The 13,470-nt window shown below is 46.6% G+C and carries 12 protein-coding genes and 1 pseudogene; 2 read left to right on the top strand and 11 right to left on the bottom strand.

Translation table 11 applies throughout. The annotated features are described in order from the left end of the window. The 6 genes and pseudogenes from HMPREF3052_RS03350 to HMPREF3052_RS03325 all read right to left on the bottom strand — a co-directional run. Positions 1-637, bottom strand: a 637-nt coding sequence (locus tag HMPREF3052_RS03350) for a hypothetical protein (RefSeq protein ID WP_070748528.1), incomplete at its 3' end; no start/stop codon positions are given. A 19-nt stretch (positions 638-656) separates the two neighbouring features. Further along, on the bottom strand, positions 657-1,088 hold the full coding sequence (locus HMPREF3052_RS03345) for a hypothetical protein (RefSeq protein ID WP_070748526.1): 432 nt from the start codon (positions 1,086-1,088) through the stop codon (positions 657-659). A gap of 263 nt (positions 1,089-1,351) precedes the next feature. Next, positions 1,352-1,651, bottom strand: a pseudogene (locus tag HMPREF3052_RS03340) (sulfite reductase subunit beta); the annotation flags it as partial. A 94-nt stretch (positions 1,652-1,745) separates the two neighbouring features. After that, a complete protein-coding gene (locus HMPREF3052_RS03335) occupies positions 1,746-2,279 on the bottom strand; it encodes an inorganic diphosphatase (protein ID WP_003678634.1) in 534 nt (177 codons plus the stop codon). Between the two features lie 84 nt (positions 2,280-2,363). Further along, positions 2,364-2,828: a dihydroneopterin triphosphate diphosphatase gene (gene nudB, locus HMPREF3052_RS03330; protein WP_070748522.1), complete on the bottom strand. Its 465-nt coding sequence runs from the start codon at positions 2,826-2,828 to the stop codon at positions 2,364-2,366. Positions 2,829-2,965: 137 nt separating this feature from the next. Beyond that, the gene (locus HMPREF3052_RS03325; protein WP_070748520.1) at positions 2,966-3,619 is read right to left on the bottom strand and encodes a metallophosphoesterase; all 654 of its coding nucleotides are present in this window, start codon (positions 3,617-3,619) and stop codon (positions 2,966-2,968) included. 86 nt (positions 3,620-3,705) lie between these two features. On the opposite strand from HMPREF3052_RS03325, the gene HMPREF3052_RS03320 reads away from it, so the two are divergent. Then, positions 3,706-4,149, top strand: a complete 444-nt coding sequence (locus tag HMPREF3052_RS03320; protein WP_070748518.1) for an RpiB/LacA/LacB family sugar-phosphate isomerase — start codon at positions 3,706-3,708, stop codon at positions 4,147-4,149. An 87-nt stretch (positions 4,150-4,236) separates the two neighbouring features. On the opposite strand, the gene HMPREF3052_RS03315 is transcribed toward HMPREF3052_RS03320, so the two are convergent. The 3 genes from HMPREF3052_RS03315 to HMPREF3052_RS03305 form a co-directional block, all read right to left on the bottom strand. Further along, on the bottom strand, positions 4,237-4,797 hold the full coding sequence (locus HMPREF3052_RS03315) for a hypothetical protein (RefSeq protein ID WP_070748516.1): 561 nt from the start codon (positions 4,795-4,797) through the stop codon (positions 4,237-4,239). 93 nt (positions 4,798-4,890) lie between these two features. Continuing rightward, positions 4,891-6,369, bottom strand: coding sequence for an RNA ligase (locus HMPREF3052_RS03310; RefSeq protein WP_070748514.1), 1,479 nt, complete (start codon positions 6,367-6,369; stop codon positions 4,891-4,893). Positions 6,370-6,455: 86 nt separating this feature from the next. After that, positions 6,456-8,030 (bottom strand): TROVE domain-containing protein, encoded by a 1,575-nt coding sequence (locus HMPREF3052_RS03305; RefSeq protein WP_070748512.1) that lies wholly within the window; start codon positions 8,028-8,030, stop codon positions 6,456-6,458. A gap of 1,116 nt (positions 8,031-9,146) precedes the next feature. Here HMPREF3052_RS03305 and rtcR point away from each other — a divergent pair. Further along, positions 9,147-10,775 (top strand): RNA repair transcriptional activator RtcR, encoded by a 1,629-nt coding sequence (gene rtcR, locus HMPREF3052_RS03300; RefSeq protein WP_070748510.1) that lies wholly within the window; start codon positions 9,147-9,149, stop codon positions 10,773-10,775. Between the two features lie 187 nt (positions 10,776-10,962). Here the strand turns inward: rtcR and fghA are convergent, their stop codons facing one another. Next, the gene (gene fghA, locus HMPREF3052_RS03295; RefSeq protein WP_070748507.1) at positions 10,963-11,790 is read right to left on the bottom strand and encodes an S-formylglutathione hydrolase; all 828 of its coding nucleotides are present in this window, start codon (positions 11,788-11,790) and stop codon (positions 10,963-10,965) included. A gap of 8 nt (positions 11,791-11,798) precedes the next feature. Beyond that, on the bottom strand, positions 11,799-12,908 hold the full coding sequence (locus HMPREF3052_RS03290) for an S-(hydroxymethyl)glutathione dehydrogenase/class III alcohol dehydrogenase (RefSeq protein WP_197459467.1): 1,110 nt from the start codon (positions 12,906-12,908) through the stop codon (positions 11,799-11,801). Between the last annotated feature and the right edge of the window lie 562 nt (positions 12,909-13,470).

Here is a 13,470-nt window from a genome sequence, read left to right as displayed (position 1 = left end):
CCAATGCTTTGGCTGTGAACGTACCATCTTTGTCGTTTTTAAAGCCTTGAATTAGGGCTTGGAGTTTATCGGCTGCAGATTGCTCGGCATATTGAAGATTATCTGTTTGATTATTTTGTGCACTCAAATCCAAAAGGTCTAAAACCCCTGCTTTGTTAGGATCTTTAGGGACAAGATTTTTATTCAATTTATTTTCAGAACCAGGAGCAAGATGATCACCCAAACCATAACCATCTTTTTCAGGTTCTTTAAGCCTAGCTTCACGTAATACGGTAGCTGCAATAGTATTGGAGTTCTGACGCAAAAAATCATAAGGATAAATATTGTCTTTGCTTTGGGCATTCCTCACCATTTCTGCCCATTTCCCAGATAAATCAGATGCTTCCGTGATTAACTCACGGTATTGTTTTTGTCCTGGGTGTCTAGTAGAAGAATCTGGGTTATTGCTATCATATGGCATACCCGCAATGACTCTTATATTACCAAGGGGTAAATTTGGGTTTGTATTTTCTTCATCTGTCCAACCACTAATGGTATACTGCTTCCCCGTTTTATCAGTATAAAGCAGAAACATATGATGATAATCGTATCCCAAACTACCAAGCTTTCTATAACCAACTTCTATTTTCTCTGACATGATCAATTTCCTTGTAGTTTTATAGATTATTGCTCTTATCTAGATAAGAAACATTTTTTAGTAATTGCCCACTTTTATTAAAAAACAGGCTAATGTATAAATCACGTCTATTACCTAAATAACCTTCGCCTCTTTGATAATGAATAAGTAAATTATCATCTGAATTTTCCAGAACCTCAAACTCATTAGTAATTAAATTGATAATTTCATTTTTAGTTAGTCCCGAATGAAGATATTGTGAAACAATATTACTAACATCTGCACGCTGGCTTGCAATATCTGTAATACGGGTTTTTAGAATTTCATTTAACATCAGATTTAAGTTAATCATATTCTTTCTATCTTTCAAGTTAGAGTGTTGAATTTGTGCTTTTTTTTCATTATTATTGGCTTCACAACCAGCAGAAAATAGAGCAAGTACAGCAAATGATACAGGAAGTAATTTTCTCATATTTTAAGTACCTTTTTATTTCTAGTCTGCTGATTATAAATTACTTTTTTTGTATCTTCAACAATTGCTTTTATGACTTTCAAAGAATTTATTTTTTAGAGATAATAACGATACAATATAAATATGTTACACGACTACTTCTCGAACTAATGCCAGTACTAATATATCCTGAACATTCATGAATTTTTCCTGCTTCGCAGAGTATAGCTTTTACTTTTCTCTCTGTTTTCTGATGACAGACTTGTTGGCTCTACCTGTATGCGTTATGCCCAAAAGTCTCGTGGAGCATCCAATACGGGTTTGACGATACCTGTACGGATGGCGAAATCGCCAAAACCTTCAGCATCCAAACGGTTTCGAGACCACTCTACCACCCAGCCTTCGATAATTTCAAGGATTTCAGGTTCGGTAATGTTTTCTTTAAACAGGCGCGGAATACGTGTGCCTTCGCGGTTGCCACCTGCGTAAAGGTTGTAGAGGCCGATGGCTTTGCCAACCAAACCGATTTACGCCAGCATAGCGCGACCGCAACCGTTGGGGCAACCGGTTACGCGCAAAACGATTATTCGTCTTCCAAGCCTGTCCTTCGGTTGATATATAAAAAGGCCGTCTGAACTTTGCTTTCAGACGGCCTTGATATTGAACGGGACAAACCGATTAGGCTTGTTTGTTCCAACGTTCGATAGATTCTTTGATGACTTGTTTCGCTTCTTCTACATCGCCCCAAGATTCAACTTTAGTGGTACCTGCTTTTTTCAGGTCTTTGTAGTGGTTGAAGTGGAACTCGATTTGTTTGATCAGTTGTTGCGGCAAATCGGCCAAAGTTTTGTAGGCGTTGCCGTTGTTGCGGTCGTCGGCCGGAACGCAAACGATTTTGTCGTCCACTTCGCCGTCGTCAACGAATTTCATCACGCCGATAACGCGTGCTTCCAGAAAAATACCGGTTGCCAAAGGCTGCTCGGTAACCAGCAATACGTCCAATTCGTCGCCGTCTTCGTCCAAAGTTTGCGGAATGAAGCCGTAGTTGGTCGGTTTGGCGAAAATTGCCGGTTCAACGCGGTCGAGTTGGAACGCGGCCAGTTTGCGGTTCCACTCGATTTTGTGGTTGCTGCCCGCAGGGATTTCGTTGACAACGTTGATGATGCCGCCGTCCACGTCACCCGGGGTCAGGATTTTGTTGAAGTCTGCCATGATGGTTTCCTTTGATTTTAAAGAGAGTCAAACGGCGAAAGTATAACAAACCCAAGGCCGTCTGAAAATGTGAAACTGTCGTATTCAGACGGCCTTTTTGGCATTCAGCCTTTTGACCAATTCTAAAATTGCGCGTTTATTGGAAGGCGAAAACACTTTTTCTGCCGCTTCTTCCGCACCAAACCAACCGTAGGCAACGTGTTCGTCCGGTTGCAGCATGATGGGCGTATCACGCGGAATTTGGGCGGAGAAGATGTGTTCGCGGTTTTCAAAAACGCCTTTGGGATAGCGATGGCGCCAGTGATGATAGATTTCATAAACGGTGCTGTCGTGCCAGTTTTCCAGCTGGCCGTCTGCAAGGCGGATACCGGTTTCTTCCCACACTTCGCGCCATGCGGTTTCTTCGATACGCTCGCCCTCTTCCAAGCTGCCGGTAACCGACTGCCAAAAACCTTGCGGCGCCGTGCGTTCAATCAGCAGGATATTGCCGTCTTTATCATGCAAAACAACCAAAGCGGATACAGGATACTTCAAAGGCTTACCGCTCATGACTTGTCCTTGCCGGATTGATTGGGGAGGCTGATTTTTTGTAGTAAGTAAGCCAAAAGGTTTTCCATGTATCACTCAAAAATGGGAAATTGATATTCAGACGGCCTTTGCCGGAAATCCGCAAAGGCCGTCTGAAATTATACCTGATTTAACTGCGCCAGTTTCCAAGACACCAGCTCTGCCGCTTCTTCCGGCGATTTGGCCTTCAACCCTACTTCGCCAAAATACGAAATTTTAGGCAAATCACACAAAAACTTATCGACGTCTTGCGCCGTCAAAAAACGGCCGTGCAAATCAAATCCGACATTTAAAGCACGCCCTTTGATTGCCGCCACCCTGTCATGCAAATGGCCGTACAAGTGATACCAGCCCTGATAGCAGCCGTCCCATTCCTGAATCGGATAGTGAAAAAGAACCAGCATATTCTTAATTTCCGGCAATTTGAGTTTTAAATACGGCCGTATGGACGACAGCAGCGGATGGTCGTCATGCTTGGTTTGGCTGCGGAAAAAATCGGCATGCTGCCGAATCACATGATCATGATTGCCGTAAATCAAGTGATGTTGCCCGTTCAACCGCGACAAAACGCGCTCTATCTGCTTATGGTCTTGGGCAAAGGAAAAATCGCCCAGGTTGTACACCGTATCTTCAGGCGTAACGGTTTCATTCCACGTTTGGATTAAAAATTCATCCATCTGCTCCACGTTATCGAACGGTCGAAATTGCGGGCAGAATTTGGCAATATTTTTATGTGAAAAATGTAGGTCTGATGTGAAGTAGGTTTTGCTCATGCCGTGCTCTCTGCGTTGCAAGCTTGAATCGTATCACGCGCGGGCGTATGCTAAACAATGTTTATTGTATTCTTCAAGGAGTTTTTATGCGTTTGGTTATTGCCGCGCCGGCCAACGGCGCAATATTAAAAGACACACTCAAAGCGTATCTTCAAAACGACCCGCGCGTCAGCAACTTGGTCGATTTATCCTCACCCGAAGGAAGCTATCCGCAACTCTCGTTTGCCGCGGCCGAAGAAGTCGCGGCAGGGCGCGCCGACCGTGCGCTGTTGATTTGCGGTACCGGCGTGGGTACGGCAATCGCCGCCAATAAAGTGCGCGGCATACGGGCGGCGACAGCGCACGATTTGCTCACCCTCCGCGGCTCGGTGGAAAACTATGATGCGCAGGTTTTATGTATGGGGCAAAACGTCATCGCAGCTCCGGCCGCTTGGGCATTGGTCGATATTTGGTTGGACTTGCGCCACGACACAAACAGCGGCTATGCACCTAAAGTTGGCGAAATCGAAGCGTACGAGCGCGGAAAATAAATACGTGTTGCTCCATATATTTTCAGACGGCCTTGTTACGTTTCGCTTTAGCAAAACCGGTAAGGCCGTCTGAAAATATTTAAATGCTTATTTTCCTTTTTTATTGCAAGGATGTCCTGCTCTGTTGTCGCAGACGCGTAAATTGCGCAAATGCATGACGGCATTGGTCAACTCGGCCTTCGTCGGCTCGTAACGGAAAGCATATTGCTTCACGTACAAAGCTTCGTTACCCTGTACGGCTTTTATCCAAGTAAATTCAGGTTTGCTGGTTTGCGGATTGTTGGCGCAAAACAACATCACCAAAGCGAATGGATAGCCGTTTTCTTCACCTGCCGTTATTGGGTTGACACTACTTTGCGGACAGGCATTCTGCCATGAGGCTGAAAGATTGCCGAAAAACTGCTCAACACCCGGTTTCATACCTGCCATGGATTGCAGCGTGACCATTTGCGTCCAGTCTTCCACAGTCTGTTTCTGCGGCACAAGTTCTATCAATGTCACACCATTTTGCGCGGTTTGATAGCCGACTTTGAAGCCTTTAGGCGGAGCACCGAAAGACCCAAACTCCTCAGCCTGCGCAGTTTGAACAGCTAACGGAAGCATAGCAATGGCGAGCATCAGTTTCCTAACGATACTTGTTTTTTTCATTGTTTTTCCTTATTCACTAAAAGTATGGCAGATGAAACACTCCATCCGCCAGCGCTATACTAACACAAGCATATAGCATTTTTTCAGACGGCCTTACAACTGCTTCAAAAACGCTTGAATAAACGCAATCTTATCCAATTCCGACATAGCATTGAATGTTTCCTGATGCTCGTGGATGTAGTCGATTAAAGGGTAAAATTCTTCATCAACATGGCGTTTGTCGAGCTTGCGGCCGATATTGCCCTCGTTGCTTCGTCCTAAAAACTTGGAAATCAGGTAATACGGCGATTTGAGTTTGAACAGCATTTCGCCGTTTTGCGCATCAAATACCATAAAGCCTTCGTGTTTCACGTTTTTCAGAAGGGTTTTCAGCTCGCCGAACGTGATGTTTTTCAGCGTTTCAGGGCGGCGGACGCCGTATTGTTTGCCGATTTCGTCCAGTTCGGCTTCGCTAAACTGACGGCCTGTCGCCACGTCGATGCAGCCGATTAAGGTTTCGCCCAATTCTTCGCGGATGATGTGCACGTCTTTCGCGTCTGTGACTTCAAACAAAAAAGTGTGGTTCGGATAAGCGCGGAACAGAGTTTCGTATTGCGCGCAGTGTGCGGCGGTCATGTCCGCGAACGCGCTATCAAGCGAACCGGTGGTCGAATACAGCACTTTTTCGTCAAACGCCGCGCCATGGGACGGATGGTCGTCTGAAAGTGAGACGAAAGTGCAGCAACCGAGGAAGCCGTTCACTTTTACTACCGCGTCCACCAATCTCTCATCGCCGATTCGGATCGGGTAACGGCTGCCTTTGGCAATACGTTCCGAATAATTGAACACTTTTTTAAACGGGCGCACGATGATTCGATTATGCGCGTCGATAATCAAACCGCGCATTTCCAGCAAAGCATCATCAAAACGGTTGTTATAGAACACGCTGCGTGCGTATTTCAACACGCGTAATTCGGGATAACGCTTGGATGCTTTGGCAGTAAAGTTGCGGCCGCCGTGTTGCAGATAATTTTCGGAGACGAAGGTTTGCTGCGCTTCGTCAAACGATAAGGGTTGCTGCTCGAAAGCCTGCATTTGCTTGATTTTTTCCAGTTGTTCCGCGCTGGCGGGTTGTACGGCTTTAACGTGGATTTCGTTTGCTACACGGTTTTGGTTCAGCTTGATATACGCCGCCAATACGTCATGCTCTTTCACGCCGTGCAGGTTGGGATAGAAATTGTGCATACGGTAGATTTCTGTTTCAAAACCGCTTTTTTTCGCCAAATCCAACAAATGGCGGCAACGCGAAGCCTTTTGGTTGGTGTTGGAATGGATGATTAAAATGTTGCGGTTCGGATTTTGTCGTCCGATTTTCAAGGTTTCGGTCATCAAGGCATTACCGCGTTTCTGCGCCTTATCCACCGCCTCGCCCGACCAGCGGTACACGCCGTTTTCATCGGTCATGAACAAGTCGTTTTCGATGCGGACGATTTCGGCATCACGGTACTTCGCTTTAAATTCGGCGGCTTTTTGTTCGGCAAACGTCGATTTTCCCGAACCTTGATGACCGCGGATTAAGATAAATTTTTGCATTTTGTTTCCTTATTCTTTTTCTCAGCTTGCCCTGAATCAATAGGCCGTCTGAAATATATTTCTACTTTTTTCAGACGGCCTTAGCTTCAGTTCACCGCTGCCAACGGCGTTTTCTCAATCTCTTCTACCCAGAAATCTGTACCCATACCTCGTTCGGCAAAGGAACCAATCAGGGAGAATACTTGGTCGGAGAAGCCGCCGATGTTCAAGATATCCTGACGGTTTCGTGCTTGAGCCGTAGTGTAAGGCTGGATATCCAGGCAAACGAGTTTGGCTTCGGGACAGCGTTTTTTCAGGATGTCCCATTCTTTCATCAGGCTGGTTGTTGCGCCCCATCGTTGGCTGTCATCTGCCCAACTTTCGTTGTCTGACACGATGACAACCAAATCCACGTCAGCTTTTTCACGGTTCAACATGGCAAGCGGTGCGCTGCAAGCCGTTCCGCCGCCGCCGACATTGGCGAGTTTTTCGGCGTTGGTCATGATGCTGTCGCGCGGATTGAGCTTGACGTTTACCGTGATTTGTTCAAACGGTATCACGCGGGCTTGCGGATTGGTGCGCAACATGGCGGCGGACACAAGCGCGGCAATATCGATGCAACGGGTTTTGGTGGACGCACTGCCGCGATAGCCGGTAGCCGGACTGTGCATAGAGCCGGAGACGTCCGGACAAACCACGACTTTGCCTTGGATTGCCGGTACGTTTTGTACGGCGGTTTCCATCGCGTCTTGCAGGGCTTCGCGGATTTCAAACGGCATCTGTTCGGATGTCACCTGATACGCGGTCAGCAACTGGTAAGGCAGCACACGGGCGCGGGCGATGGCGGTTTCGTCACGCAGTTTTTCTGCCACCATTTTGATGTTTTTGCTTTTCTCAAATACTTCGTGGCGCAGGAAAGTGTTCAGGTTTTGACGAACCTGCTGCCATGAGCCGTTGCGGGCGATTTGCGCCCAGTTGCCGCTGTTCAAGTCTAAAGCTGTAAGCATTTGGAAAGGAACATTGGGCAATTCGCCTTCTCGGCTTTGTTTGTAGTCTTCAAAAGCGCGGGTAATGGGCGGCAATGCTTCGCGGTCGTACGGTTTGCCGATCAGCCATGCAAACCATGCGGCACGCCATTCTTCACGCGGTTTGGGATGCACCATTTTGACCACGTCTGCCAGCGACGGCGAATTGCCGATGGCGGCGTTCAACAGTTGTTTTTCGGTGGCGGTCAAAAGCCAAGTCTGCATCAGTTTTTTCGGACGGTTGCCGAAGGATTTTCTACCGACTGCGCCACTGCGGATAATTTGTGCGAAGTTACGCAACATTTTACCGTTGTCCACCACTTGGTCGAATACGCGGGCGAGCATGTTCACATCTTTTTGCGCCAACACAGCAAGTAACAGCGCAGGCATATCTTTCATAAAACCTTTTTGACGGGCATATACGGCAGTTTTGGCGATGAACTCGGCATCCAGGCTTTCTGCCAATTTCAACACTTGGTCAAGCTGACTTTGTGCATCGGCATAGTAGGTATTGTTCAGACAACCGGTAGCGGCAAGCTGTGCCAGCTGTTGTTTGGGTGTCAGCGTGTAGGCGATGCCGCCTGCTTCATTATAGGTATCGGTTTTAGTAAAACAGTTTTTAATCGATTGAAACAAGTTAGTATTAGCCATTTTCATCTTCTTTCATATTGTTGGTTTGAGGCCGTCTGAACTTGTTTTAGCTTTGTTTTTCAGACAGCCTTGAATGGGTGGCAGTGTGGCGGCTAAAGATGAAGAGAAGCGTTTTTAACTGAAAGCTAATGTATTCTCTTCCGGGCATCCGCCTACTGCCGTAGGGCGACTAGATTTACTAGGATCATTCAGGTTTTAGCAGAAAAGGAATGTAATCCTAATGGCATTCGCCCATAAGGGGCGGCACATCTGGCAACGAAGAGTGGAGAAATTTTTACGCGCTCTATCCTCTGAGCTACTCTGCCATAGTTGGCGGCAGAGACGGGATTCGAACCCGCGACCTCGAGCGTTACAGGCTGTAATTCCTCCGGCATTTGCCGTCTGTACCGAAAACAGTTTTTATATCAGCTCGTCCGAATATTTCAGACGGCCTCAAATGTGGGCAGCGTAGCAGATAAACATGAAGAGAAACGGTTTTAACGTGAAAGGTTAATGTGCTCTCTTCAAGCATCAGCCTACTGCCGTATAAAGTAATATGGCACGCAACAAGTTTTTCAGGGAAACATGCCTTGGCTCTACCAACTGAGCTACTCTGCTATTTGGAACAACAGAGACAGGACTTGAACCTGCGACATAAGGATATCCATGTTGTAGTTTCCCTAGGCATTTGCCTGCCATATTGGAAAAGGGTGGGCGACTAAATAAACAAGACGTTCAACGTCTATCAGACGAGACAGGATTCGAACCTGTTAATCCAAATGTAGTCTTGTTGGCATTCGCCCTGTAACCACACAGCAACTAAATTTACGGAAAATTTTTCTCCGGTAACTGTATTTCCCGAAGCATCTGCTGTATCGTTACACTCACAATAAAGCCAACAGCGTGCCAAGAATAAAATTTTTATAAAAATAATTTTTAATTAATTGAATATAAAGAAAATATATTTTGAAGTAGCTTTTATCAGCAAGAAGCGTAGAATACTAAAAAATATATTTATAGATAGTTATATAGAAAATAAAATATAAAAGGATATATGATGAGATTCGATGATTTGGACAAACACTTGCAGTTAAGTAAACGGCAAATTTGTATTGGAAAAAATAATTTGAAGGCCGTCTGAACATGAATACCCACCCCAAAAAACAAGTCGCCATCAGCTTTCTCGGTACAGTGCTGGATAAAGGTTTCAACCAAGAGCGTTGGTTGAAATGGCGGCCGAATGTCGCCATGAATCAGCGTCAAGATTTTCATCTTGACCGCATGGAGCTGTTTTATGCGGAGAAATACCGCGAACTGGCAGATCATGTAAAAGCCGATATTCAGCAAGTGTCGCCGCACACAGCCGTCAATCTCGTACCTATGGAGCTGGCAAACCCGTGGGACTTCTCCGAGGTTTATACCAAACTGCACGATTGGGCGGCGAGCTATCCATTTGATACAGAAGAAGAAACCTATCTCACCCACATCACCACAGGTACGCACGTTGCCCAAATCTGCCTGTTCTTATTGGTAGAATCGCGTCAAATCCCCAGTGTACTGTTACAAACCGCTCCGCCCAAAAATCAAAGACGCAGTATGGGGAACGGCAATGTTGGCAGTTATGAAATCATCGATTTAGACTTGGCTCGTTACGACGTACTGGCAGAACGCCTTGCCGCCGTACGCGATGACGCAGTGCGCTACCTGAAAAGCGGTATTTCCACCCAAAACTCCGCCTTCAACCGCATGATTGCCGAAATCGAACAAGTTGCACTCAACTCTCCCTCCCCCATTCTGCTTTCCGGCCCCACAGGCGCTGGCAAATCCATGCTGGCACGCAGGATTTTTGAATTGAAAAAAGCGCGCCATCTGATAAAAGGCACATTTGTCGATGTAAACTGCGCCACTCTTCGCGGAGATGGTGCAGCATCTGCCCTGTTCGGACACAAAAAAGGCGCCTTTACAGGCGCCGCAGAAAAACGTGAAGGCTATCTGAAAACTGCCGACGGCGGCGTATTGTTTTTAGACGAAATCGGAGAATTGGGTTTAGACGAGCAAGCTATGCTGCTCAAAGCCATTGAAGAAAAACACTTTTATCCCGTCGGCAGCGACAGCGAAGTCAAAAGCGACTTCCAACTCATCGCCGGCACCAACCGCGATCTACGCCACGAAATCCGCGCCGGACGCTTCCGCGAAGACCTGTTCGCCCGCATCAACATCTGGAATTACCCACTACCCGCACTCGCCAACCGCCGCGAAGACATCGAGCCCAACGTCGAACACCAGCTCGCCCTAGCCTCGCAAGAACTCGGCCGAACCACCCGCTTCAACAAAGAAGCCCTGGCCGCCTACCTCGACTTCGCCCACTCCAACCAAGCACCATGGCGCGGCAATTTCCGCGACCTCGCTGCCAGCATCATGCGCCTGGCCACACTCGCGCCGCAAGGCAGAATACAGGTAGAACAAGTCCAAGCCGAAATCAAACGCCTCAAATGGTTATGGTCGGAAGAACCCTTTTCAGACGGCCTCCTACATAAAAGGCCGTCTGAAAAAACACAAGACTACCCCGATAAAGTCGATTGGGACACATTGGATTTATTCGACAAACTACAACTGCAACACGTCATCGACGAATGCCGCAAACACCCCAACATGGCCGCCGCCGGCCGTGCATTGTTCAACGTCTCCCGAACAGAAAGAGCAAAAGTCAATGACAGCGACCGATTGAGGAAATATTTACAGCGATTCGGATTAGAATGGGGAGATATTTAAGTAGAGTAAGCAAGGAGGTTTTGCAAAGGCCTCCTCATGCTGATTCTAGGAAGTAGCTAATTTTAATAGTACTTTTATTATTATTTATAAAAATAAAAGGCATCAATCTGATGCCTTTTATTTTCGTTAACATGAAAAATTAACGTTCATACCAACGTTTGGTCAATTCACGAATCACTTCTTTGGCTTACTTCAAAAATGCCGCATGATACGCAATATGCTCACCAATAAAACTGGCGATGAAGTAATAGCTATGATCGTAGCCTTTGTGGAAGCGCACATCGGCCGGTTGATTTGCCGCACGACAGGTTTCGATAAAATCTTCGGTACGCAATTGTGTTGGCAAAAACTCATCTTCCAAGCCCTGATCAATACGCATACCTTGTACTTTATAGCCTTGTTGAATGAGCGAGTTGGCATCATATTGCTGCCATTTTTCGCGATCCTTTCCTAAATAGGCAGAAAAGGCTTTCTCCCCCCAAGGAACAAGGCTTGGCGACAAAATGGGTGAAAAGGCAGAAACACTTTGATAACGTTCTCGGTTTCGCAGTGCCAATACCAATGCGCCGTGCCCGCCCATTGAATGCCCCATAATGGAACGTTTGCCGTTGGTAGGAAATTTTTCCTCAATCAAGCCAGGCAACTCATTCAAAATATAATCATACATTTGATAATTCGTCGCCCAAGGCTGCTCGGTCGCATTAAGATAAAAGCCCGCACCCTGCCCTAAATCGTAAGCATCATCGTTTGGCACTTGCTCTCCGCGAGGACTGGTATCAGGAGCAACCACAATCACTTGATGTTCTGCCGCATAACGTTGAAAGCCTGATTTGGTAATGAAATTTTGTTCCGTACACGTCAAGCCGGAAAGCCAATAAATCACACCAAGCGATCGATTCTCCTGATTATCCGGCAAATAGACGGCAAATTTCATTTCGCATTGAAGCGTTTGGGCATGGTGTACCCAAACTTGTTGCGAACCACCAAAAATTTGATGTTGTTCAATCAGTTTCATCGCGTACCTTAGTAATGAATAACAGCGCGGATCGATTTGCCTTCGTGCATCAACTCAAAGGCTTCATTGATTTGATCGAGTGTCATTGTGTGGGTCACAAACGGTTCTAACTCGATGTCGCCTTTCATTGAATCTTCCACCATTTTCGGAAGTTCAGAGCGGCCTTTAACGCCACCAAACGCCGTACCTTTCCAAACACGACCTGTGACCAACTGGAACGGACGAGTTGAAATTTCTTGGCCTGCACCCGCTACGCCGATGATAATAGATTGTCCCCAGCCACGGTGCGCACTTTCTAATGCCTGGCGCATTACGTTTACGTTGCCGATACATTCAAAGGTATGGTCAATGCCCCATTTATTGATGTCTAACAACACATCTTTGATCGGTTTATCGTAATCGTTCGGGTTCAAACAGTCAGTTGCACCAAACTGTTTCGCCAGCTCGAATTTTGAAGGATTGGTATCAATGGCAATAATGCGGCCCGCTTTGGCTTGACGCGCACCTTGCACCACAGCCAAACCAATCGCTCCCAAGCCAAACACGGCAACAGAGTCGCCTTCTTGTACTTTTGCCGTATTATGTACCGCACCAATACCTGTGGTAACGCCGCAGCCAAGCAAACATACTTGTTCATGGTTGGCTTCAGGATTGATTTTCGCCAGTGAAACTTCGGCAACAACTGAGTATTCACTGAAAGTCGAACAACCCATATAGTGATAGATCGGCTGGCCTTGATAAGAAAAACGCGTCGTGCCGTCCGGCATTAAGCCTTTACCTTGTGTATCACGCACTGAGACACATAAGTTGGTTTTACCTGAACGGCAAAACTCACATTCGCCACATTCAGCGGTATAAAGAGGAATGACGTGATCACCTGGTTTTACGCTCGACACACCTTCACCCACAGCAACGACTACACCCGCACCTTCATGTCCAAGCACCACAGGGAATACACCTTCAGGATCGCTTCCTGATAACGTAAATGCATCAGTATGGCACACGCCAGTGTGAGTATTACGAATTAACACCTCGCCTTTGCGTGGCATTTCTACATCGATTTCCACAATTTGTAAGGGTTGATTTGGGGCGAATGCTACCGCAGCACGAGATTTGATAGTTGAATTGGTTTGTTTGATTTCCATTATTTTTGCCTTTTAATTCATTAATAAAGTTATCTAGCCTAAGTAAGATAACAACAGGTTATACTTTGACCTCCACTCTAACGCAAGCGTTTTTGCAATTTTGGCTCCAACAGTAGCATGATCAACTGACAGTCCGCCGTGTAATTGACGGTTAAAGGCTTCTGAATATTTCCCTAAATCATGCAACTTTCCCGTCTGGCAGGCAATTTCCTGCGCACCAAGAAGAGTAGCCTGCTTGGACGATATTTGAACATACAGCCACCCAAAGGCGGCTGACGGAATAGGTCGTCATAGAGTTCGTAGTTACTAGAGTTTCAGCACACAGCCGCCTGAAGGCGGCTGGAAAATTATTCCTAACCTACCTATTCCAGAAGGCGTTTCAACACATAGCCGCCTGAAGGCGGCTGATCGACCATCGTATTCAATACTATTGGTTGTATTAGTTTCAACACACAGCCGCCCGAAGGCGGCTGGAAGTTTACCCACCGCCCGCAGGGTTGGTTTACCCTGTTTCAACACACAGCCGCCCGAAGGC

The organism is Neisseria sp. HMSC056A03 (assembly GCF_001815685.1).
Lineage (GTDB): Bacteria > Pseudomonadota > Gammaproteobacteria > Burkholderiales > Neisseriaceae > Neisseria > Neisseria subflava.
This window is presented reverse-complemented; position numbering and strand designations above follow the sequence as displayed.

Excerpts from the sequence above, each read along its gene's own strand:
- HMPREF3052_RS03335 (WP_003678634.1), bottom strand. The coding sequence starts at position 2,279 with ATGGCAGACTTCAACAAAATCCTGACCCCGGGTGACGTGGACGGCGGC.
- HMPREF3052_RS03305 (WP_070748512.1), bottom strand. The coding sequence starts at position 8,030 with ATGAAAATGGCTAATACTAACTTGTTTCAATCGATTAAAAACTGTTTT.
- nudB (WP_070748522.1), bottom strand. The coding sequence starts at position 2,828 with ATGAGCGGTAAGCCTTTGAAGTATCCTGTATCCGCTTTGGTTGTTTTG.
- HMPREF3052_RS03310 (WP_070748514.1), bottom strand. The coding sequence starts at position 6,369 with ATGCAAAAATTTATCTTAATCCGCGGTCATCAAGGTTCGGGAAAATCG.
- HMPREF3052_RS03345 (WP_070748526.1), bottom strand. The coding sequence starts at position 1,088 with ATGAGAAAATTACTTCCTGTATCATTTGCTGTACTTGCTCTATTTTCT.
- HMPREF3052_RS03325 (WP_070748520.1), bottom strand. The coding sequence starts at position 3,619 with ATGAGCAAAACCTACTTCACATCAGACCTACATTTTTCACATAAAAAT.
- HMPREF3052_RS03320 (WP_070748518.1), top strand. The coding sequence starts at position 3,706 with ATGCGTTTGGTTATTGCCGCGCCGGCCAACGGCGCAATATTAAAAGAC.
- rtcR (WP_070748510.1), top strand. The coding sequence starts at position 9,147 with ATGAATACCCACCCCAAAAAACAAGTCGCCATCAGCTTTCTCGGTACA.
- fghA (WP_070748507.1), bottom strand. The coding sequence starts at position 11,790 with ATGAAACTGATTGAACAACATCAAATTTTTGGTGGTTCGCAACAAGTT.
- HMPREF3052_RS03315 (WP_070748516.1), bottom strand. The coding sequence starts at position 4,797 with ATGAAAAAAACAAGTATCGTTAGGAAACTGATGCTCGCCATTGCTATG.